Below are 20,943 nucleotides of genomic sequence, written 5' to 3' on the forward strand. Positions count from 1 at the left end.
GCCGTGGCTACCCCACGCGCGGCGAGCGGGGCACCCCCACGGCCGGGGGGGCGGGTGGGCGCCGGGCACTCAACCGATACCCACCACGGGGTGGGGGCGCGGCACCCGCCGCCCCCACCTCTTCGTAGAACTACAGGTGTAAGCAGAAGTCAGGTGCGCAGCAGGCGGGCGATCGCCTTCGTGGCCTCTTCGACCTTCTCGTCGATCTCTTCCCCGCCCTTGAGCGCGGCGTCGGCGACGCAGTGCCGCAGGTGCTCCTCCAGGAGCTGGAGCGCGAAGGACTGCAGCCCCTTCGTGGAGGCCGACACCTGCGTGAGTATGTCGATGCAGTAGACGTCCTCATCCACCATCCGCTGCAGGCCGCGGATCTGTCCCTCGATCCGGCGCAGCCGCTTGAGGTGCTCTTCCTTCTGGTGGTGGTACCCGTGAATGCCGCGGTCGTGGTCGGTCACGATCTCGGCCTTGTCCGGCACAGCCGGCTGTTCCGTCTGCGTCGCGTCAGTCGTCATCGTGTCCGTCCTCCCGTGAAATGCTATACCCCCTGCGGGTATATGATACCGGATTTTCCAAGGATCGTGCCGGTTCGTCCCGCCTCGGCCGGGCCCAGTGCTGATCACTGTGCCTGATGGGCGACACTGGGGAGACGCCGGTTAGCCGTGGCCGGATGATGCGCCTAGCATCAGCCTGACCGAATCCAAAGCACCCCGAGGACCCCACGTGCGCTTTCGTCTGACCCCCAGGGAGACGAGCTTCTACGACATGTTCGCCGCGTCCGCGGACAACATCGTCACGGGCTCGAAGCTCCTGATGGAACTGCTCGGGGCGGATTCCTCCGCCCGGGCCGAGATCGCGGAGCGGATGCGGGCAGCCGAACACGCCGGTGACGACGCCACCCACGCGATCTTCCACCAGCTCAACTCCTCGTTCATCACGCCGTTCGACCGCGAGGACATCTACAACCTCGCGTCGTCCCTGGACGACATCATGGACTTCATGGAGGAGGCCGTCGACCTGGTCGTCCTGTACCAGGTCGAGGAGCTTCCCAAGGGCGTGGAGCAGCAGATCGAGGTGCTGTCGCGCGCGGCCGAGCTGACCGCGGAGGCCATGCCCAACCTGCGCACGATGGACAACCTCACCGAGTACTGGATCGAGGTCAACCGCCTCGAGAACCAGGCCGACCAGATCCACCGCAAGCTGCTCGCCCAGCTCTTCAACGGCAAGTACGACGCCATGGAAGTCCTGAAGCTGAAGCAGATCGTCGATGTGCTGGAAGAGGCGGCCGACGCCTTCGAGCACGTGGCCAACACGGTGGAGACCATCGCCGTGAAGGAGTCCTGACCGGCTCATGGACACCTTCTCTTTGATCGTGACGATCGGCGTCGCGCTTGGATTCACGTATACGAACGGTTTCCACGACTCCGCCAACGCCATCGCCACTTCCGTCTCCACGCGTGCGCTGACGCCCCGTGCGGCGCTCGCGATGGCCGCGGTGATGAACCTGGCCGGTGCCTTCCTCGGCAGCGGCGTCGCCAAGACGGTGAGCGAGGGGATCATCGCGACCCCCGTCGGCGACAAGGGCATGGGCATTCTGTTCTCCGCCCTCGCCGGCGCGATCGTGTGGAACCTCATCACCTGGTACTTCGGGCTTCCCTCGTCCTCCTCGCACGCCCTGTTCGGTGGAATGGTGGGTGCCGCCCTCGCGGGCGGGACCACCGTCTACTGGTCCGGGGTGTGGGAGAAGATCGTCATCCCGATGTTCACGTCCCCGGTGATCGGCCTCGTCGTCGGTTACCTCGTGATGACGCTCATCATGTGGCTGTTCCGGCGGTCCAACCCGCACAAGGCCAAGCGCGGTTTCCGTATCGCGCAGACCGTCTCCGCCGCCGGTATGGCGCTCGGGCACGGCCTCCAGGACGCGCAGAAGACCATGGGCATCGTGGTCATGGCGCTCGTCATCGGCGGCCACGAGTCCTTCGAGGACCCGATTCCGGTGTGGGTCAAGATCGTGTGTGCGGTGATGCTGTCGCTCGGTACGTACGCCGGTGGGTGGCGGATCATGCGGACGCTCGGGCGCAAGATCATTGAGCTGGATCCGCCGCAGGGGTTCGCTGCCGAGACGACCGGTGCGTCGATCATGTTCGGGTCGGCGTTCCTGTTCCATGCGCCGATCTCCACGACGCATGTCATTACGTCGGCGATCATGGGTGTGGGCGCCACGAAGCGGGTCAATGCGGTGCGCTGGGGTGTTGCCAAGAACATCATCTTGGGGTGGTTCATCACGATGCCTGCGGCGGCGATTGTTGCTGCGGCGTCGTATGGGTGTGTGTATTTGGCGTTCGGTTAGGCGGTGTCGGGGGTGGGTGTTCTCGCCCCCGCCGCCCCTTCCCGTCCCGTCCCTGGGGGCTGCGCCCCCTAGCCCCCCGAAAAGATTGCGCAGTTCCCCGCGCCCCTAATAACAAAAGACACGTGAAAAGGCCCGCCCCTCTCGGGGCGGGCCTTTTCCTTGTCCCCGTGGTGGCACCGCCATGCAGCACCGCGGGGAGTCGGGGGTGGCTCAGCCGAAGCGGCCTGAGATGTAGTCCTCCGTCGCCTGGACGGACGGGTTGGAGAAGATGCGCTCGGTCTCGTCGATCTCGACCAGCTTGCCGGGCTGGCCGACCGCCGCGAGGTTGAAGAACGCGGTGCGGTCCGAGACGCGGGCCGCCTGCTGCATGTTGTGCGTCACGATGACGATCGTGAACTGCTCCTTGAGCTCGCCGATCAGGTCCTCGATCGCGAGCGTCGAGATCGGGTCGAGGGCCGAGCAGGGCTCGTCCATGAGGAGGACGTCGGGCTCGACCGCGATGGCGCGGGCGATGCACAGGCGCTGCTGCTGACCGCCGGAGAGGCCCGAGCCGGGCTTGTTCAGGCGGTCCTTGACCTCGTTCCAGAGGTTGGCGCCCTTGAGGGACTTCTCGACGACGTCGCTGAGCTCGGACTTCTTGTACTTGCCGTTGAGCTTCAGGCCCGCCGCCACGTTGTCGAAGATCGACATCGTGGGGAAGGGGTTGGGGCGCTGGAACACCATGCCGACCGTGCGGCGCACGGCCACCGGGTCGACGTGGGAGCCGTACAGGTCCTCGTCGTCCAGGAGCACCTTGCCCTCGACGCGGCCGCCGGGGGTGACCTCGTGCATCCGGTTGAGGGTGCGCAGGAAGGTCGACTTGCCGCAGCCGGACGGGCCGATGAAGGCCGTCACCGAACGGGGCTCGACGGTCATCGAGATGTCTTCGATCGCCTTGTGGGCGCTGTAGTAGGCGGTAAGTCCGCTTACGTCGATTCGCTTGGCCATAACTGCTTCCACTACTTCCGGTACGTCGCTGAGTTGGGGGTGCCGCGTCAGCGGCCGGCGCTCGGGGCCTTCCAGCGGGCTACGCCGCGGGCCGCGAGGTTGAGGATCATGATGAAGGCGATGAGGACGAGGGCCGCGGCCCAGGCGCGGTCGTACGCCGCCTGGCTGCCGCCGCTGCTCGCGTACTGCTGGTAGATGTACAGCGGCAGCGAGGCCTGCGGGCCTTCGAACGGGTTGCCGTTGATCAGCGGGTTGCCGAAGACCAGCAGCAGCACCGGGGCGGTCTCGCCGGCGATGCGGGCGACGGCCAGCATGACGCCGGTCGTGATGCCGCCGATCGACGTCGGCAGGACGACCTTGAGGATCGTGCGCCACTTCGGGACGCCGAGGGCGAGCGAGGCCTCGCGCAGCTCGTTCGGGACGAGCTTGAGCATCTCCTCGGTGGAGCGGACCACGACCGGGATCATCAGGATGGTCAGGGCCATCGCACCGGCGAAGCCGGAGAAGCCGAAGCCGAGGATCAGGATCCAGAAGGACAGGATGAACAGGCCCGCCACGATGGACGGGATGCCGGTCATCACGTCGACGAAGAACGTGACGGCCTTCGCGAGCTTTCCGCGCCCGTACTCGACCAGGTAGATCGCCGTGAGGATGCCGATGGGCACCGAGATCGCGGTGGCGATGCCGACCTGTTCCAGCGTGCCGAGGATGGCGTGGTAGATGCCGCCACCCTCCTGGTACGAGGTGACGAAGCCCATCGAGTGGGTCAGGAAGTACGGGTCGAGGACCTTGATGCCACGCGCGATCGTCTCGTAGACGAGGGACGCGAGAGGAACCACGGCGAGGATGAAGGCGACCCAGACGACGCTGGTCGCGAGGCGGTCCTTGGCCTGGCGGCCGCCCTCGACCTTGGCGGCGAGCGCGTACGAGACGAGGACGAACAGGAGGGCCGCGATCAGGCCCCACTGGATGCGGCTGGTGAGTCCGGCGCCGAGGCCGATGGCGCAGCCCGCGGCGACGGAGCCCAGGGCGACGGCCCAGGGGGCCCAGCGGGGCAGGCGCGCGGCGCTCAGCGTGCTCGGCGCCTTCTTGGGGGCCTGGGCGGGAACGGTTGCGTTGCTCATGCGTTGGCCCCCGAGTACTCCTTGCGGCGGGCGATGATCAGGCGGGCCGCGCCGTTCACCAGGAGGGTGATGACGAAGAGGACGAGGCCGGAGGCGATGAGGGCGTCGCGGCCCTGGTCGTTGGCCTCGGAGAACTTCGCGGCGATGTTCTGCGCGAAGGTGCCGCCGCCCGGGTCGAGCAGGCTGGTGTGGATCAGGAAGTCGGGGGAGAGGACCGTGGCGACGGCCATCGTCTCGCCGAGCGCGCGGCCGAGGCCCAGCATCGAGGCGGAGATGACGCCGGAGCGGCCGAAGGGGATCACCGACATCCGGATGACCTCCCAGCGGGTCGCGCCGAGGGCGAGGGCCGCCTCCTGGTGCATCAGGGGGGCCTGCCGGAAGACCTCGCGGGAGACGTTGGTGATGATCGGCAGGATCATGATCGCCAGCAGGATGCCCACGGTGAGCAGGGTGCGCGGGGCGCCGCCCTGGTAGTCGAGGACGCCGGTCCAGCCGAAGTAGTCGTCGAGCCAGTGGAACAGGCCGGTCATGTGCGGCACGAGGAAGAGCGCGCCCCACAGGCCGTAGACGATGGACGGCACGGCGGCCAGCAGGTCGATGACGTAGGCGATGATCCCGCTCAGCTTCTTCGGCGCGTAGTGCGTCAGGAAGAGCGCGATGCCGACGGCGATCGGGACCGCGATCACCATGGCGATGATCGAGGTGACGACCGTGCCGAAGGCGAGGACGGCGATGCCGAAGACGGGCGGGCTCGCGGTCGCGTTCCACTCGAAGGTCGTGAGGAAGTTGCCCTCGTTCTTCGAGAGGACCAGCGAGGCGCGGTAGGTCAGGAAGACCGCGATCGCGGCCATGATCACCAGGAGCAGGATGCCCGAGCCGCGCGAGAGGCCGAGGAAGATCCGGTCTCCGGGGCGGGTGGCGCCGCGGGCGGCGCGCTTCTGCTGGGCGGCCGAGGGGCGATCGGTGGGCGCCGGTGGTGGCGGTGGTGCTTGAGTGGTTATGTCCATGGGGTTCTCCGGTCTGCGAAGTCCCGTCCCTGGTAAGGGCGTTGAGAGCTACGGGGCTTCTGGCGGCGGTGCACCGGACGGTGCGGGCCGGCGGCCTCTCAGGACCGCCGGCCCGCACGCTGGGTCAGCTGATGCCCGCGACGGTCTCGCGGACCTTCTTGTTGATCTCGGTGGGGATCGGGGCGTAGCCCAGGTCGGCGAGGGCGGCCTGGCCCTCGTCGGAGGCCGTGTAGCCCAGGAAGGACTTGGTGGCGGCCAGGCTCTCCGCCTTGTTGCCCTTGTCGCAGACGATCTCGTACGTGACCAGGGTGATCGGGTAGGCGCCCGCGGCCTTGGTCGCGTAGTTCAGCTCCAGGGCGAGGTCCTTGCCGGTGCCCACGACCTTGGCGTCGGCGATCGCCTTCGTGGCGTTCTCCGTGGTGGCCTTGACGGGCTCGCCGGCGCCGGTGTCGATGTCGACGGTCTTCACGCCGTCCTTGGCGTAGGACAGCTCGACGTACGTGATGGCGCCGTCGGTCTGCTTCACCTGCTGGGCGAGGCCGGAGGAGCCCTGCGCGGACTGGCCGCCCTTGGCCTGCCAGGCCTTGCCGCCCTCGTACTTCCAGTCGCCGGGGGCGGCGGCCTTCAGGTACTTGGTGAAGTTGTCCGTGGTGCCGGACTCGTCGGAGCGGTGGAACGCCTGGATCTTGGTGGACGGCAGCTTGGCGTCCGGGTTCAGCTTCTTGATCGCCGGGTCGTTCCACTTGGTGATCTTCGAGTCGAAGATCTGCGCCAGCGTCTTGGCGTCCAGCGTCAGGTTGTCGACGCCCTGGACGTTGAACGCGACGGCGATCGGGCCGCCGACCATCGGCAGGTCGATGCCCTGGCCGCCCTTGCAGACCTTCTTCGAGGCGGCGACCTCTTCGGGCTTGAGCGCCGAGTCGGAACCGGCGAAGGCGACCTGGCCCTGGTTGAAGGCGGTGACGCCGGCGCCGGAACCGTCGGGCTTGTAGTTGAGCTGCACGTCGGAGCAGGCCTGCGCGTAGGCCTGGCGCCAGGCGTCTATGGCGTTGGCCTGGGCGGACGAGCCGATGCCGAGGAGCTGGCCCTTGGCGTCGTCGCACTTGATGTTGCCCGCCTTGGCGGCGGGGCTGGTGCCGCCGGAGCCGCCGCTCGTGTCGTCGGAGCCGCACGCCGTCAGCGCCAGGGCGCCGGAGACGGCGAGTGCACCGAGGGAGAGGGCACGGAGCCGGTTCTTGCGCTGAAGCTTCACCTTCGGATGTTCCTTCCAGGAGCCGCCGGCCTTCTCTGTCTCTGTGGCGGCGTGCGATCTGCGGAGGGTTCGTTCTCGGTCTCAGTTCTCAGTCGAGCGGTGGGCGGTTCCCGGGTGCCGGGGGCTCACCGCGTCGTAAGGCTGAAATTAGGCAGATCAGGTGAAGCGGCCGATGGGCGTGAGTGAACGCGGGGTGAACCTAAGCGGGCGGTGTGGTTAGGTCACGGTACGACTACGGAACGTGATCATCCGGTGGTGTGGAGGGCGTCCAGGGCGTCGAGCAGGGCGTCGACGAGGATGCGGTCCCTGGGCTGGGTGAGGCGGGCGCGGGCCTCGGAGGGTGTGAGCCAGGTGATGCGGTCGACTTCGCGGTTCGGCGTGAATGCGCCGGTTGTCGCCTCCGCGGCCCAGTAGCCGACCTGCTTGGGGCGGCCGTTCGCGAGGTAGCGGAGGGTGGGGAGCGCGGCGCCGGGTGCGCAGTCGTGGCCGGTCTCCTCGCGCACCTCGCGCAGGGCGCCGGCGAGCGCGTCCTCGCCGCGTTTCAGCTTTCCCTTCGGGTGCGACCAGTCGTCGTACTTGGGCCGGTGGACCAGGCAGATCTCAACTCCCTGGCCGCTGTGGTGCGTTGGCGTGCGGCGCCACAGGACGCAGCCTGCCGCGAGGATCGTCTGGGAGTCGTCCTGATGCACGGTCATGGGGTGCCCACCGTCTGTCGTTGCCATGCCTGTCCGAACGCGAGTCTGGCGGCCGCGACCTCGTGGCGCTGGTCGGCGTGGAGCACGCCGAGGGCATACGCGGTCGTGGGGGCGATGCGGGGGGTGCGGGCGGCGTGGGCCGCGGCGGCGGCGGCCTCCGCGGCGTCCCGGTGTGCGTTCAGGGCGTCGGCCGCTTCGAGGAGGCGGGCGTCGACGGGGGTGCTGGAGACGACCTCGCGCGCGTAGCGGTGCAGGCGCAGCAGGAGGCGTACGTGGTGCCAGGCGGCGTCGGCGTCCGGGCTGTAGGGGTGGCTGGTGTGGTGGAGGGTGGTGGCCGCTTCGGCGAGGCGGGAGCCGGCTTCCGCGGCGAGTTTCTCCAGGCCGGTGTCGGCGGTGGTGAGGGGGACGTCGCTGGCGAGTACGGCGACGTTGTCCGCGACCGCGTGGAAGCGGGCGGAGCCGAGGGCCTGGAGGGCGGTGCTGTGGGCCCTCGTGCGGGCGAGGGTGAGCTGGCGGTCCAGGAGGGCGGATGCCTTGGCGGCGCCGAGGGTGAGGGTTTCCCTTGCGGGGGGCGGGGTTTCGGTGTGCGGCGCCGGGGCGGGGGGCGTCGAATCGGCGCGCGGCGCCGGGGGCCGCCTTGCCCACCCTGCCGCCCCAGGCGGCAGATTGCCCAAGGCGGTGGGCGATTGGGCAGCGGGGAGGTCTGGGGGTGACGTCAGGGAGTGCAGGGCTGAGGCCAACCGGTCCAGGCGGGACGCATACGCGTGTTCGCGGGCCAATGTGCCGGACAGCCACGCCAGTTCGGGCCGCAGCGCGTCCGACCAGTCCGTGTCGAGGAGCGGGCGGAAGGTGTGCAGCGTCCCGCTGATGCGCCGCGCGGCACGCCGCAGCGCGCGGGCCGCGTCCGCCGTGTCGCCCGCCGCGCCGCTCTCGCGATGCTGCCGCAGCGAACGCAGGAACTCGGTGGCCTGGGAGCGGAGATAGCACCCCAGGACATCGACATCGTTCCCGCTCAGCCGCTCGCTGGACTCAAGGTGTCGCTGTGCCACGCCGGCGCCTCCGGGCGTCTATGAGCATCTCCTGTACGTTGCGCAGGGGGCGGCCGTCCGCGTCGGCGGAGTGCCGGGTCCAGTCGCCGTCCGGGCCCAGGTGCCAGGAGGCGGTGCCGTCGGACATCCCCGTTTCGAGCAGTCGGCTGAGCGCCGCGCGATGGGCCGGGTCCTCCACGCGGACCAGGGCCTCGATCCGGCGGTCGAGGTTGCGGTGCATCATGTCCGCGCTGCCGATCCAGACCTCCGGTTCGCCGCCGTTGCCGAAGGCGAAGACGCGGGAGTGCTCCAGGAAGCGGCCGAGGACCGAGCGGACCCGGATGTTCTCGGACAGGCCCGCGACGCCGGGGCGGACGGCGCAGATGCCGCGCACCCAGATGTCGACGGGCACGCCGGCCTGCGAGGCCCGGTAGAGCGCGTCGATGACGGCCTCGTCGACCATCGAGTTGACCTTGATGCGGACGTGCGCGGGGCGGCCCGCACGGTGGTGCTGGACCTCCTTCTCGATCCGCGTGATCAGGCCCGTACGAAGGGACTTGGGGGCGACGAGGAGGCGGCGGTAGGTCTCGCGGCGCGAGTAGCCGGACAGCCGGTTGAAGAGGTCGGAGAGGTCGGCCCCGACTTCCTGATTGGCCGTCAACAGGCCGAGGTCCTCGTACAGTCGGGCCGTCTTGGGGTGGTAGTTGCCCGTGCCGACGTGGCTGTACCTGACGAGCTGGTCGCCCTCCTGGCGTACGACGAGCGACAGCTTGCAGTGCGTCTTCAGGCCGACGAGACCGTAGACGACATGGCAGCCGGACTCCTCCAGCTTGCGGGCCCACTTGATGTTGGCCTGCTCGTCGAAGCGGGCCTTGATCTCGACCAGGACGAGCACCTGCTTGCCGGCCTCCGCGGCCTCTATCAGCGCGTCCACGATCGGCGAGTCGCCCGAGGTCCGGTACAGCGTCTGCTTGATGGCGAGCACGTCCGGGTCCGCGGCGGCCTGCTCCAGGAAGGCCTGTACGGAGGTGGAGAACGAGTCGTACGGGTGGTGGAGCAGCACGTCGTGGCTGCGCAGCGCGGCGAAGACGTCGGGGGCCGAGGCCGATTCCACCTCGGCGAGGTCGCGGTGGGTGCCCGCCACGAACTTGGGGTACTTCAGCTCGGGGCGGTCGATGCCCGAGAGGGAGAAGAGGCCGGTGAGGTCCAGCGGACCCGGCAGCGGGTAGACCTCGGCCTCGCTGATCTTCAGCTCCTTCACGAGGAGGCTGAGTATGTCCGAGTCGATGGTCTCCTCGACCTCGAGGCGCACCGGCGGCCCGAAGCGGCGCCGCATCAGCTCCTTCTCCAGGGCCTGGAGAAGGTTCTCGGTGTCGTCCTCCTCCACTTCGAGGTCCTCGTTCCGCGTCAGGCGGAACATGTGGTGCTCCTCGACCTTCATGCCGGGGAACAGCTCGCCCAGGTGCCGGGGCGCGGCGATGACGTCCTCGATGGGGACGTAGCGCTGGGGCGAGGCCTCCAGGAAGCGGGAGAGCAGCGGAGGAACCTTTACCCGGGCGAAGTGGCGGTGGCCGGAGACGGGGTTCGAGACGACGACGGCGAGGTTGAGGGAGAGCCCCGAGATGTACGGGAAGGGGTGCGCGGGGTCGACGGCCAGCGGGGTGAGCACCGGGAAGATCTGCTGCATGAACAGCGTGTAGAGCCGGGCCTGCTCCTTCTCCGTCAGCTCGTTCCAGCGCACGACGTGGATGCCCTCGTCGGCGAGGGCCGGGGCGACCTCGTCCTGGTAGCAGGCGGCGTGCCGGGCCATGAGCTCGCGGGAGCGGTTCCAGATCAGCTCCAGGACCTCGCGGGGCTGGAGGCCCGAGGCGGAGCGGGTGGCGACGCCGGTCGCGATACGGCGCTTCAGGCCCGCCACCCGGACCATGAAGAACTCGTCCAGGTTCGAGGCGAAGATCGCCAGGAAGTTCGCGCGTTCCAGGAGGGGGGTGCTGGGGTCCTCGGCGAGTTCCAGGACCCGCTCGTTGAACGCGAGCCAGCTGCGCTCGCGGTCCAGGAAGCGGCCCTGTGGGAGCTCCGCGCCCTCCTGGTTCGCGTAGTCCTCTTCGTAGTCGTCCGGGTCCGCGTCGATATCGGCGACGATGCCGGCGAGCTTCGCGGCGGCCAGGTCGTACTCGCCGCCGGCCACGGGATGTGGCCGGTGCGCGGCGAGCGACCCCACGGACGGCTGGGGCTGCGTGGCCGAGGGGGCCGGAGCAGTGTCGGTCGTCTGGTCCTGTGCGGCGTTCGGCTGGCTCATGGCCCCATTGTTCCGCCTGGACGCCGTCCGGGGCGCGCCGACGGCGTCGGAGTACGCGGGCGCGAGCGTGAGACCGCCTCGGTGGGCGGGCTCGGCGGGTTCGGGGGCGGGGGGCTGCATTCACCGAGCGTCGCAAGTCCGTCTGAATCGACGGTTACGGCGACATGACGTACGGGCTATGGCCGTGCGGCCCGCGGGGGCGGGGCCCGGGAATCCGGGGCCGGGGCCCCCGCTCGGGGTCAGCGGGTGCGGCGGCGCAGCAGCCAGAAGGCGGTGGCTGTGGCGGCGGCGGTGAGGGCGAGGACCAGGGTGGTCTCGACGAGCTGGAGGGGCCAGAAGTGGGACGGCGGATGGCCCTCGCGGTAGAAGCCCGTGACGTTGTGCGCCGTGAGGCACGCGCGGTCGTCCACGCACAGGGGATCGGAGATACGGGCCCCGGAGGCGGTCACCGCGCCTTCGGAGACCAGGGACCCGGCGAAGTACTGGTAGCCCTCGTTCACGTCCCCGGTCACCGTCACCGTGGGCCACAGCCGGTCGCGGACCGCGTCGAGCGCGCCGACCACCACGACCGTGGCGATCAGCGAGTACGTCGCCGCGGGCAGCGTGCGGCGCGTCAGGAGTGCCACCATCGCGCCGATGGCCAGGCCGAGCAGCGGCAGTGCCACGGCCGTCGGGCCGAGGACGTTGTAGAGCTGCGTCGACCCGTACCAGCGGTGGTCCGAGAGGCCCGGGGCCTCGGAGGCGACGAGGCGGCGCAGCAGCATCAGGATCGTGGTGCCGACGACGAGGAAGGCCGCGGGCAGCGCCAGCTTCGCGGCCAGCCAGCGCACCGGGGTCACGGACTGCGTCCACGCCAACTCCGCGGTGCCCCTGCTCAGTTCGCGTCCGATGAGCAGGCCGCCCGCGAACACGGCGACCGCCACGGGCACCACCGTGATCAGGTTGTCGGTGAGGGTGAGGACGTATTGATACGCGTCCGCGGTCGCGCCCTTCGCGGTGCAGCCGTTCGCGGTGGCCGGGTCGCAGTGTCCCGTGATGTCGAGCCCGGCCGTGCCGGGGCCCCACAGCCACAGGAGCAGCGCCGCCGTCACCGCGACGTAGGCGATCCACAGCCGGCCGGCGATGCGGTGCAGCCGCAGCACCGTCCAGGACAGGCCCGAGGGGAAGGTGGTGGTGGCGGCGCTCATGCGGCGACCTCCTTGGTGAGCGGCGTGACCGGCGGCTCGGGCTGGAATCGGCGCAGCACGAGGAACGCGGCGACGACGGCGAGCGCGGTGAGGCCGAGCAGGATGCCCGTCTCGGCGAGCTGGCGCGGCCAGTAGTCGGGGGAGGGGAGGTAGTGGCGGGTGAAGCCGGTGATGTCGTGCTGGTCGAGGCAGCGCTGGGTCATGCAGCTGGGGTCGCGGATCTCCGCCCCGGTGGAGGTGATCGCCTTGCTGTGCACGGGGATTTCCGGCTGCTGGTAACTGCCCTGGAGCGGCCAGGAGTTGGAGCGGAACGCGCCCACCAGGTACGTCACGATCCCGGCGAGGGCCGCGGCCGGCAGCGTCCGGCGCACCACAAGTGCGGCCAGCACGCCGATGGCCAGGCCGAACAGGGCGTTCGCCACCGTCGCGGGGCCCACGGAGAAGTTGAAGTCGCGCGGTCCGATGCCGGCGACGAGCAGATGGTTCCGGCCGTCCCAGACGAGGCGGTAGAGGATCACGACGAGCGTCGTGCCGACAGCGATGAGCAGCGCCGGTACGTAGAGCTTGGTGGCCAGCCAGCGGGCGGGGGAGACGGACTGGGTCCACGCCAACTGGGCGGTGCCCTGCTCCAGTTCGCGGGCGATCAGCGGGCCCGCCGCGAAGACGGCGATGGCGCACGCGGCGATCCGGGTCAGCGTCAGCGGATCGTAGAAGAGGGTGTCGAAGGTGGTGCCGACGAAGGGAAGGAAAGCGGAGAGCGCGCCCTGGAACGCGTTGTCCTGCGCGCCGCCGTAGCCGAGCTTGTCGAACGCCGCCTGGACGTCCGCGGAGCCGGGACCCCACAGCCACAGGAGCAGGCCGAGGCTGACCACCACGTAGCCGATCCACACCCACATCGCGCCGCGGTGCAGTCGCAGCACCGTCCACACCAGGCCGTCGGCTCCGGGCTTCGTGCGGCGCACGGTGGAGGGCTCGGCGGACTTGTTCATGGAAGGGGCGCTCATGCGGTCACCTCCGTCCGGCGCGGGCCCGCCGTGGTGCCCGGCGTGATCAGGGGCGGGGCGTCGGGCGAGCGGAGGTGGGCCAGGAGCAGCTCCTCCAGGGAGGGCTCCTGGACCTGCCAGCCCTCGCCGATCGGCCCGTCCCTGCGGATCAGGGCGGTGACGCCGCGGCCGGAGGCGCGGGACTCGACCACCGTGTGCGGGGCGAGGTCGCCGCGGCCCGTGACCAGGCTGTGCGCGCCGATCAGATCGTCGATGCCGCCGCCGAGCCGGATCCGGCCGCCGCCGAGCAGCAGCAGGTGGTCGCAGGCGTCGGCCAGTTCGGTCACGATGTGCGAGGACATCAGGACGGTCGTGCCGTGCTCGGCCGCGTCCGCCATCAGCGTGCCCATCATCTCGTGCCGCGCCAGCGGGTCGAGGTCGGCCATCGGCTCGTCGAGCAGCATCAGCTCGGGGCGCTTGCCGAGGGCGAGGGCGATCGCGACGCGGGTGCGCTGGCCGCCCGAGAGCGAGCGGATCTTCGCCTTCGGGTCGAGCTCGCCCTGCTCGACGATCTTCGACGCGTACGCCGCGTCCCAGCGCTCCGGGTTGAGCGCGGCGCCCACCTGAAGGGTGTCCGCGACGGACAGCTGGGGGTACAGGGGCTTGCCCTGGGCGAGGTAGGAGACCTTCGCGCGGTGCGTACCGGGGGCGGCGCCGAGCACCGAGATGCTCCCCGAGGTGGGACGCGACAGTCCGGCCGCGATGGTCAGCAGCGTCGACTTGCCCGCCCCGTTGGGCCCGACGAGCGCGCTGATCCGGCCCTCGGGCAGCCGGAACGAGCAGTCGTCCAGGGCCGCCGCAGCGCGCCTTCCGTAGCGCTTGACGAGGCCGTTCGCCTCGATGGCCGTGCTCATGAAGTCCCCTTGGTCATGGTGCCGAAATGCGCCTCCAGGGCGCTGCCGAACAGGGCCTCGACGTCCTCGCGGTCGAGGCCCGCCTCCTTCGCCCTGCCCGTCCAGTCCTCGAGCTCCGCCCTCAGTGGTGAGTCGCCGGAGCCGGAGCCGGAGCCGAGCGTCGCGCGGACGAACGTGCCGAGCCCGCGGCGGGCCTCGACGAGTCCGGAGCGCTCCAGCTCGCGGTATGCCTTCAGCACGGTGTTCGGATTGATCGCCGTCGCCTCGACGACCTCGCGGGCCGTGGGCAGCTTGTCCCCGGGCTCGAGCAGTCCGAGCCGCAGTGCGTGCTCGGTCTGGTGGACGATCTGGAGGTAGGTGGCCACGCCGGTGTGGCGGTCGATGCGGAATTCGATGACCGGTTCCTGAGCCACGGCGTACCCCCTTTCACTAATCAAGTAGTGAAAGGGTGATGCAAGAGAGGGGGCGGCGTCAAGCGACGCCGCCCCCTCATCTCCGTCCAGGTCTCCGTCCGGCCGGGAAAACCCCAGGTCAGGAGCTTGGAAGTGTCAGAAAATGTCGGAGAGTCAGGACTCCGTCCGGTACATCAGGTCCGTCTCGTACGTAGTGAAACCGAGCCGCTCGTACACGCTCACCGCCGCCTTGTTGTCGGCGTCGACGTAGAGCATCGCCGTCGGGAGACCGGCCGCCGCGAGGTGGCGCAGGCCCGTCGCCGTCAGCGCCTTGCCGAGGCCGCCGCCCTGGCCCGCGGGCGCCACCCCGACGACGTACACCTCGCCGAGCTGCTCCTGCGCGTGCACCTTCGTCCAGTGGAAACCGACCAGCTCGTCGCCGCGGAAGGCCAGGAAGAAGCCCGCCGGGTCGAACCAGGGCTCCGCCTTGCGGTCGTCCAGGTCGCGCTGCGTGAGGGAGCCCTGCTCGGGGTGGTGGGCGAACGCCGCCGCGTTCACCGCGAGCCACGCCGCGTCGTCCTGGCCGGGCACGAACGTACGGATCCGCACCCCGGCCGGCAGGACCGGCTCCGGGAGTTCGAGGTCCTTCAACGGCCGCCGCATCTGGCGCAGTTCGCGGAACAGGGTGAGGCCGAGCACCTGCGCGAGATGCCGCGCCGCGCTGTGCCCGCCGTGCGCCCACACCCGCAGCCGCTTCCCGGAGGCGGCGAGCAGCGCGGCGCCGAGCGCCCGCCCGTGTCCGTGCCCCCGGTGCGCCGGGTGCACGACCAGCTCGGCGGCCGGGGCCTCGACGGGGTCGGTGTCCTCCAGCTGCGCGTAACCGGCCAGCTCGTCGCCGACGCCGAGCAGCAGGTGCCGTACGCCCTCCCGCTCCCCTCCCCGCAGTTGCAGCCGGCCCTGCTCGGACACGGCCTGCTGGCCGTCCGTGCGGGCGGCCTCGGTGAGCAGGTCGAGCACCTTGGTGGACTGCTCGGGGGACAGGGTGGTCAGGGTGTCGATCCGGCGGCCCGAGGCGGTCGGATCACTGGTGGGGGCGGGGTCCGTGGTCATGGATACGAGGGTAGACCGGGGGTGTGGTCCCGCCCCGTTGCCCGTCGTGCCGCGGGTGGGCTCCGCCCGGGGCGGGGGTCTGGTGCGCGGCACCGGTCCTACGCCGCGGGGCTCTGCCCCGGACCCCGCGCCTCAAACGCCGGCGGGGCTGGATTGGCTCACCCGGGCTGGATTGGCCCACCACCCCAACCCCCTGTCGCGCTACGCGCGTTGACTCTAGGCTGCCTCCACATCAACGGTCGTCGCACCGCACCCCAGGGGGGACCCACATGCACATAACCACCAAGAGACCCCGGCGCCGCCTGCGTGCGGCCCTCGCGGGTGCTGCCACCCTCGTCACCGCGGGCGCGCTGATGGCCGCGCTGCCCGCCGGAGCGGTGCCGCAGAAGGGCGCGTCGGCTGGGCGGTACCAGGACGTACAGCTGCTGTCCTTCAATGATTTCCACGGGAACCTGGAGCCGCCCGCCGGGTCCTCCGGGCAGGTCACCGAGGAACAGGCCGACGGCACCACCAAGAAGATCGACGCGGGCGGCGTCGAGTATCTGGCGAGCTCTCTGCGCAAGGCCCGCCAAGGGCACCCGTACAGCGTCACGGCCGCCGCGGGCGACCTGATCGGTGCCAGCCCGCTGCTGTCGGGCCTGTTCCACGACGAGCCGACCGTCGAGGCCATGAACAAGCTGGACCTGGACGTGACCTCGGTCGGCAATCATGAATTCGACGAGGGCGCCGGGGAGTTGGCGCGGCTGCAGAAGGGCGGCTGTCATCCGAAGGACGGCTGTTACGAGGACGGCCGCACCTTCGAAGGCGCCGACTACCCCTACCTGGCCGCGAACGTCACCGACGAGAAGACCGGCAAGCCGGTCCTCGCCCCCTACTGGGTGTGGAAGCACAAGGGCGTGAAGGTCGGCTTCATCGGCGTCACCCTCGAAGGCACGCCGGACATCGTGTCGGCCGAGGGCGTCAAGGGGCTGAAGTTCCACGACGAGATCGAGACCGTCGACAAGTACGCGAAGATCCTCGACAAGCAGGGCGTGAAGTCGATCGTCGCGCTGGTCCACGAGGGCGGCGCCCCGGCCTCGGCCTCGTACAACTACGACTGCGACACGGGCGGCGCGGGCAGCGGCATCTCGGGCCCGATCGTCGACATCGCCAAGGGCGTCACGTCGAAGGTCGACGCCCTGGTCACCGGGCACACCCACAACGCGTACGCGTGCACGATCCCGGACCCGGCCGGCAAGCCGCGCATGGTCACTTCCGCGTCCTCGTACGGGAAGCTCTACACGGACACGACCCTGACGTACGACCGTGCCACCAAGGACGTCGTCCGTACGTCGGTGAAGTCGCCGACCTCCGAGAACCACGTCGTCACGCGGACGCAGCCGAAGGCCGCCGACATGACGGCGCTGATCGGACGGTGGAACAAGCTGGCCGCGCCGGTCGCGAACCAGCCCGTCGGCTACATCTCCGCCGATGTTCCCGGCCGGGGCACCACCAACCCCGAAGCACCGCTCGGCGATCTCATCGCGGACGCCCAGCTGGCGCACGCCAAGTCCCTTGACCCCAAAGCCTCTCTGGCCCTGATGAACCCGGGCGGGATCCGCTCCGACCTGGTGTTCAAGGCGAGCGGGAGCGAGGGCGACGGCGTGGTGACGTACGGCGAGGGCTTCGCGGTGCAGCCGTTCAGCAACACCGTCAATCTGGTCGATCTGACCGGAGAGCAGCTCGTCACCGCCCTCAAGCAGCAGGTCAGCGGGGCGAACGCGGCCTCGCCGAAGATCCTTCAGCCCTCGGCGGGACTCGCGTACACGCTCGACATGACCAAGGCGGGGGCCGACCGGGTCGTCACCGACTCGATCAGGCTGAACGGGGCGGCCATCGACCCGGCCGCCACCTACCGCGTCGCGATGAACTCCTTCCTCGCGGGCGGCGGCGACGGCTTCGCGGCGCTCGGGGCGGGGAAGAACCCGCTGGTCGGAAGCGATGACCTGAAGGCGTTCAACGACTATCTGACCGCCAACTCGACGGCCTCGAACCCGATCGCGCCGCCGAAGGCGGACCGCATCACGATCGTCAAGTAGCCGAAACAAAGCTTGCATTGGGGTGGCCTACGGTTGAACAGTGGGTCACCCCACCCTTGTGAAGGATGTTTGTGCGATTGGTGGGGGTGTGTGATGGAATCGGCCGATGCGTACCCCCCACCGCATGGCCGACGACCCCATAGCCGACGACTACATATATGACGAGCGCGCAGCGGACGAGCACGCAGCGTTCGACGACTGGTTTGATGGCGGGGCGGAGGATTCGGTTCCACCCGACCACAGGCGAGGCGGCCGGCGCAGGCGCCGCAGCCGTCTGGCCGGGCTCTCCTTCGCGCTCAAGGGCGTGATCGCGATTCTTGTCCTGTGCGGATTCCTCGCCCTGGCCGACCGCTGGGCGGTGCTCTACGCCGAGAACAAGGCGGCGCAACAGATCAAGAAGCAAATGAAGTTGACGGCCGCGCCCGAGGTGGAGATCGGCGGCTTCCCGTTCCTCACGCAGCTCGCCGACCGCCGCATCCACGAGCTGAAGGTGACCGTCCCCGACGTCGCCGCCGACCGCGTCACCCTCGCCAAGGTCTCCGCGACCGCGCACAACGTACGCATCAAGGGCTCGGGCCCCACCGACATCAGTGGCGCCTACGCCGACGCGATCCAGGGCGAGGTGCTGCTCAGCTTCGCCGACCTGAACAGGGAACTGGGCTCGTCCCAGGTCACGTTCAGCGGGCACGGGAAGAACAAGGTGCTCGCGCGCGGCACCCTGCCCGTCGCCGGGCACGACGTGAAGGTGCGGGCGGACGCGAACATCCAGCGGCTCGGCGCGTCCGGGATCTCCACCGACATCGACAACATGAGCCTCGCCATCGGCGACCTCGCCACCTACCGCCCCGGCACCCGCTCCTCCGAGGGCCTGCACCTCACGCGCTCCTCCGTGGACAAGCTCACCAAGCAGGCCGACAAGGCGCGGCAGTTGCTCGCCGTCCCCGCGGTGGTCAAGCGTCTCGGAGTGCCGGACAGCGCGGTGCAGCAGGCGCTGAACAGCGACGCGAAGCTGCGCGAGCTGACGGGGACGCCGCGCTTCGTGAAGCAGCTGATGGGCACGAACCTGATCGACATCGCGCTCGCCCACCCCGCGATCCTGAAGAAGCTCGGCCTCGACCCGGCGCTGCTCGACGGCCTCACCCGCCTCACCCGGCCCGAACTGGCCGACCGCCTCTCCCTCGCCTTCCGGCTGCCGAAGCTGCCGGGCGACGACGGATACGTGCGGTTGCAGGACGTGACCGTGGAGAAGGAAGGGATCCGGGTCGACCTGTCGGGCGGCGGGCTCTCCGTCGGCAAGTGACCGACAGGACTCGGGTCCGCTACGGAATCTCCGGCGGCGGCGTCGGCGCTCCCGGCAGGACCAGCGTGGCGATCGTGCCGCCGCCGTCCGCCGCCGAGAGCGCGACATGGCCGCCGCTGGCCTCGACCGTACGCGCCACGATCGACAGGCCGAGCCCCGAACCCGGCAGGGCGCGCGCGGTCGGCGAGCGCCAGAACCGGTCGAAGACGTACGGGAGTTCATCGTCCGGGATGCCGGGGCCGTGGTCCCGCACGGTGAGCGTGCCGCGCATCAGGCGGACCTCGACGCGGCCGTTTACCGGGCTGAACTTCACGGCGTTGTCCAGCAGGTTCACGACCGCCCGCTCCAGCGCCGCCGGCTCGGACCGTACGTACCAGGGGGCCAGCTCCGCGTCGAAGACCAGCTCGGGGCCGCGCAGCCGGGCGCGCTCGATGGCGCTGCGCACGGTGTCGTGCAGCGAGACCACCTTCAGCGGCCCCTCCGCCCCGGTCAGTCCCGTACGCGACAGCTCCTGAAGGTCGCCGATGAGCGCGGCCAGCTCCGTCATCTGCGCCTTCAGCGAGGCCATCAGCGCCTTGCGGTCCTCCGCCGGGATGGTGCGGCCCGTCTCCTCGATCCGGGTGAGCAGTTCGATGTTGGTACGCATCGAGGTCAGTGGCGTCCGCAGCTCGTGACCCGCGTCGGCGATGAGCTGCTGCTGGAGCTCGCGGGAGCTTGCCAGCGAGGCGTTCATCGCGTTGAACGAGGCCGCGAGCCGTGCGATCTCGTCGTCCCCCTCGACCGGGATCCGGACCGTGAGGTCCTCGGTCCTGGCCACGTGCTCGACGGTCTCGGTGAGCTGGTCGACGGGCCGCAGCCCGGTGCGGGCGATCCACAGCCCGGCGGCGGTGGAGCCGAGTACGCCGATGCCGCCGACGAGGAGGAGGACCCAGGCGAGGGTGGTGAGGGGCTTGGTGACCTCGTCGAGGGGGCTCGCGATGGAGACCGCGACGTCGCCGATCCGCTGGTTGTTGTCGGTGTCGACGACCGGGACGGTCAGGACGCGCATGGCCTGCCCTTCCGCGTCGTCCGTGGTGTGCAGCGCGTTGTCCTGGCTGCCGGACGCCACGGCCAGGTCGGAGGACTGCACGGGGATCTCGGTGTCGTCCGGCGAGGTGCAGACGCGGCCGTCGCTGTAGACGACCTGAACCGTCGGGCCCGGCAGGCCGCGCAGCCTGGCGTCGTTGTTGCAGGTGGTGGCGATCGCGGACACCTGGCCCTTGCTGACCGTGCTGATCTGGTGCCGCAGGTCCTTGTCCAGCTGCGAGTACAGCTGGCCGCGCGTGATGAACCAACACGTCACCGCCACCGCGGCCACCGCGGCAGCCACCGCCACCGCGACGAGCAGCGCGATCCGCGACCGCAGCGGCAGGGACGTCAGCCGCCGTACGACCTTGTTCACTCGCCGGTCCCGTCCGATCGCAGCACGTATCCCACACCCCGCACCGTGTGCACGAGGCGCGGTTCGCCGCCTGCCTCGGTCTTGCGCCGCAGGTACATCACGTACACGTCCAGGGAGTTGGAGGACGGCTCGAAGTCGAAGCCCCAGACTGCCTTGAGGATCTGCTCGCGGGTGAGGACCTGGCGCGGGTGGGCCAGGAACATCTCCAGGAGCGTGTACTCGGTGCGGGTCAGCTCGACCGCGCGCCCGCCGCGCGTGACCTCGCGGGTCGTCAGGTCCATGCGCAGGTCGGCGAAGGTGAGGGCGTCGGAGTCGTCGCCGCCGTCGTCGGACGCGGACGCGTACGAGCTGCGGCGCAGCAGGGCCCGTACCCGGGCGAACAGTTCGTCGAGCTCGAACGGCTTGACCAGGTAGTCGTCGGCGCCCGCGTCGAGGCCCGTGACGCGGTCGCCGACCGTGTCACGGGCGGTGAGCATGAGGATCGGGGTGGTGGATCCGGTGGCGCGCATCCGGCGGGCGGCGGTCAGGCCGTCCATGCGGGGCATCTGGATGTCGAGGACCACCAGGTCGGGGCGGTACGCGGCGACCTTCTCCAGGGCGTCGGCGCCGTCGACCGCGACCTCGGTGGCGTAGCCCTCGAAGGCGAGGGAGCGCTGGAGCGCCTCCAGTACCGCGGGCTCGTCGTCGACGATGAGGATGCGGTGCGGTTCGCCTTCGGCGGGGCTCATGGTCAGGGTTTCCTGTCGGTGGGTACGGGTGGGTGGTCGGCGCTTCTCAGCCTCGCACGGCCACCCGGGATGTG

The 20,943-nt window shown here is 70.0% G+C and carries 19 protein-coding genes; 4 read left to right on the top strand and 15 right to left on the bottom strand.

Features of this window, described 5'->3' with window-relative positions:
* Positions 1-149: 149 nt before the first annotated feature.
* Positions 150-509, bottom strand: a complete 360-nt coding sequence (locus tag ACYSUO_RS33530) for a metal-sensitive transcriptional regulator (RefSeq protein ID WP_266712454.1) — start codon at positions 507-509, stop codon at positions 150-152.
* Between the two features lie 208 nt (positions 510-717).
* Between ACYSUO_RS33530 and ACYSUO_RS33535 the strand changes: the two genes are divergently transcribed.
* Positions 718-1,338, top strand: a complete 621-nt coding sequence (locus ACYSUO_RS33535; RefSeq protein WP_266712456.1) for a DUF47 domain-containing protein — start codon at positions 718-720, stop codon at positions 1,336-1,338.
* 7 nt (positions 1,339-1,345) lie between these two features.
* Complete coding sequence (locus ACYSUO_RS33540; RefSeq protein ID WP_461779993.1) at positions 1,346-2,344, top strand: inorganic phosphate transporter; 999 nt, start codon at positions 1,346-1,348, stop codon at positions 2,342-2,344.
* 210 nt (positions 2,345-2,554) lie between these two features.
* On the opposite strand, the gene pstB is transcribed toward ACYSUO_RS33540, so the two are convergent.
* The 12 genes from pstB to mshD form a co-directional block, all read right to left on the bottom strand.
* Complete coding sequence (gene pstB / locus ACYSUO_RS33545; RefSeq protein ID WP_461779994.1) at positions 2,555-3,331, bottom strand: phosphate ABC transporter ATP-binding protein PstB; 777 nt, start codon at positions 3,329-3,331, stop codon at positions 2,555-2,557.
* Positions 3,332-3,378: 47 nt separating this feature from the next.
* Positions 3,379-4,455: a phosphate ABC transporter permease PstA gene (gene pstA / locus ACYSUO_RS33550; protein WP_461779995.1), complete on the bottom strand. Its 1,077-nt coding sequence runs from the start codon at positions 4,453-4,455 to the stop codon at positions 3,379-3,381.
* Positions 4,452-5,462, bottom strand: a complete 1,011-nt coding sequence (gene pstC / locus ACYSUO_RS33555) for a phosphate ABC transporter permease subunit PstC (RefSeq protein WP_461779996.1) — start codon at positions 5,460-5,462, stop codon at positions 4,452-4,454. The genes pstA and pstC overlap by 4 nt, the downstream gene beginning before the upstream one ends.
* A 124-nt stretch (positions 5,463-5,586) precedes the next feature.
* Positions 5,587-6,714, bottom strand: a complete 1,128-nt coding sequence (gene pstS / locus ACYSUO_RS33560) for a phosphate ABC transporter substrate-binding protein PstS (RefSeq protein ID WP_461779997.1) — start codon at positions 6,712-6,714, stop codon at positions 5,587-5,589.
* 245 nt (positions 6,715-6,959) lie between these two features.
* Entirely contained in the window at positions 6,960-7,409 is a 450-nt protein-coding gene (locus ACYSUO_RS33565) for an NUDIX hydrolase (RefSeq protein ID WP_461779998.1), read from the bottom strand.
* On the bottom strand, positions 7,406-8,458 hold the full coding sequence (locus ACYSUO_RS33570; RefSeq protein WP_461779999.1) for a CHAD domain-containing protein: 1,053 nt from the start codon (positions 8,456-8,458) through the stop codon (positions 7,406-7,408). The genes ACYSUO_RS33565 and ACYSUO_RS33570 overlap by 4 nt, the downstream gene beginning before the upstream one ends.
* Complete coding sequence (locus ACYSUO_RS33575) at positions 8,439-10,856, bottom strand: RNA degradosome polyphosphate kinase (protein WP_461780000.1); 2,418 nt, start codon at positions 10,854-10,856, stop codon at positions 8,439-8,441. Before ACYSUO_RS33575 ends, ACYSUO_RS33570 begins: the two co-directional genes overlap by 20 nt.
* A 119-nt stretch (positions 10,857-10,975) precedes the next feature.
* Entirely contained in the window at positions 10,976-11,923 is a 948-nt protein-coding gene (locus tag ACYSUO_RS33580; protein WP_461780001.1) for an ABC transporter permease, read from the bottom strand.
* The gene (locus ACYSUO_RS33585; RefSeq protein WP_461780002.1) at positions 11,920-12,927 is read right to left on the bottom strand and encodes a hypothetical protein; all 1,008 of its coding nucleotides are present in this window, start codon (positions 12,925-12,927) and stop codon (positions 11,920-11,922) included. Before ACYSUO_RS33585 ends, ACYSUO_RS33580 begins: the two co-directional genes overlap by 4 nt.
* Positions 12,924-13,820, bottom strand: coding sequence for an ABC transporter ATP-binding protein (locus ACYSUO_RS33590; RefSeq protein WP_461780003.1), 897 nt, complete (start codon positions 13,818-13,820; stop codon positions 12,924-12,926). Before ACYSUO_RS33590 ends, ACYSUO_RS33585 begins: the two co-directional genes overlap by 4 nt.
* Positions 13,817-14,233 carry a GntR family transcriptional regulator gene (locus ACYSUO_RS33595; RefSeq protein ID WP_461780004.1) on the bottom strand — a complete coding sequence of 139 codons (417 nt, stop codon included), beginning with the start codon at positions 14,231-14,233 and terminating at the stop codon, positions 13,817-13,819. Before ACYSUO_RS33595 ends, ACYSUO_RS33590 begins: the two co-directional genes overlap by 4 nt.
* 153 nt (positions 14,234-14,386) lie before the next feature.
* Positions 14,387-15,322, bottom strand: coding sequence for a mycothiol synthase (gene mshD / locus ACYSUO_RS33600; protein WP_461780005.1), 936 nt, complete (start codon positions 15,320-15,322; stop codon positions 14,387-14,389).
* Between the two features lie 269 nt (positions 15,323-15,591).
* Between mshD and ACYSUO_RS33605 the strand changes: the two genes are divergently transcribed.
* Together ACYSUO_RS33605 and ACYSUO_RS33610 are read left to right on the top strand one after the other, a co-directional pair.
* Complete coding sequence (locus ACYSUO_RS33605) at positions 15,592-17,400, top strand: bifunctional metallophosphatase/5'-nucleotidase (RefSeq protein ID WP_461780006.1); 1,809 nt, start codon at positions 15,592-15,594, stop codon at positions 17,398-17,400.
* Positions 17,401-17,506: 106 nt separating this feature from the next.
* Positions 17,507-18,700 (top strand): LmeA family phospholipid-binding protein, encoded by a 1,194-nt coding sequence (locus tag ACYSUO_RS33610; RefSeq protein ID WP_461780007.1) that lies wholly within the window; start codon positions 17,507-17,509, stop codon positions 18,698-18,700.
* A 19-nt stretch (positions 18,701-18,719) separates the two neighbouring features.
* Here ACYSUO_RS33610 and ACYSUO_RS33615 read toward each other — a convergent pair whose 3' ends face one another.
* Both ACYSUO_RS33615 and ACYSUO_RS33620 read right to left on the bottom strand, forming a co-directional pair.
* On the bottom strand, positions 18,720-20,141 hold the full coding sequence (locus ACYSUO_RS33615) for a HAMP domain-containing sensor histidine kinase (protein WP_461780008.1): 1,422 nt from the start codon (positions 20,139-20,141) through the stop codon (positions 18,720-18,722).
* Positions 20,138-20,869 (bottom strand): response regulator transcription factor, encoded by a 732-nt coding sequence (locus ACYSUO_RS33620; protein ID WP_461780009.1) that lies wholly within the window; start codon positions 20,867-20,869, stop codon positions 20,138-20,140. The genes ACYSUO_RS33615 and ACYSUO_RS33620 overlap by 4 nt, the downstream gene beginning before the upstream one ends.
* Positions 20,870-20,943 lie beyond the last annotated feature (74 nt).

The sequence above is a fragment of the Streptomyces sp. UC4497 genome (assembly GCF_054871485.1).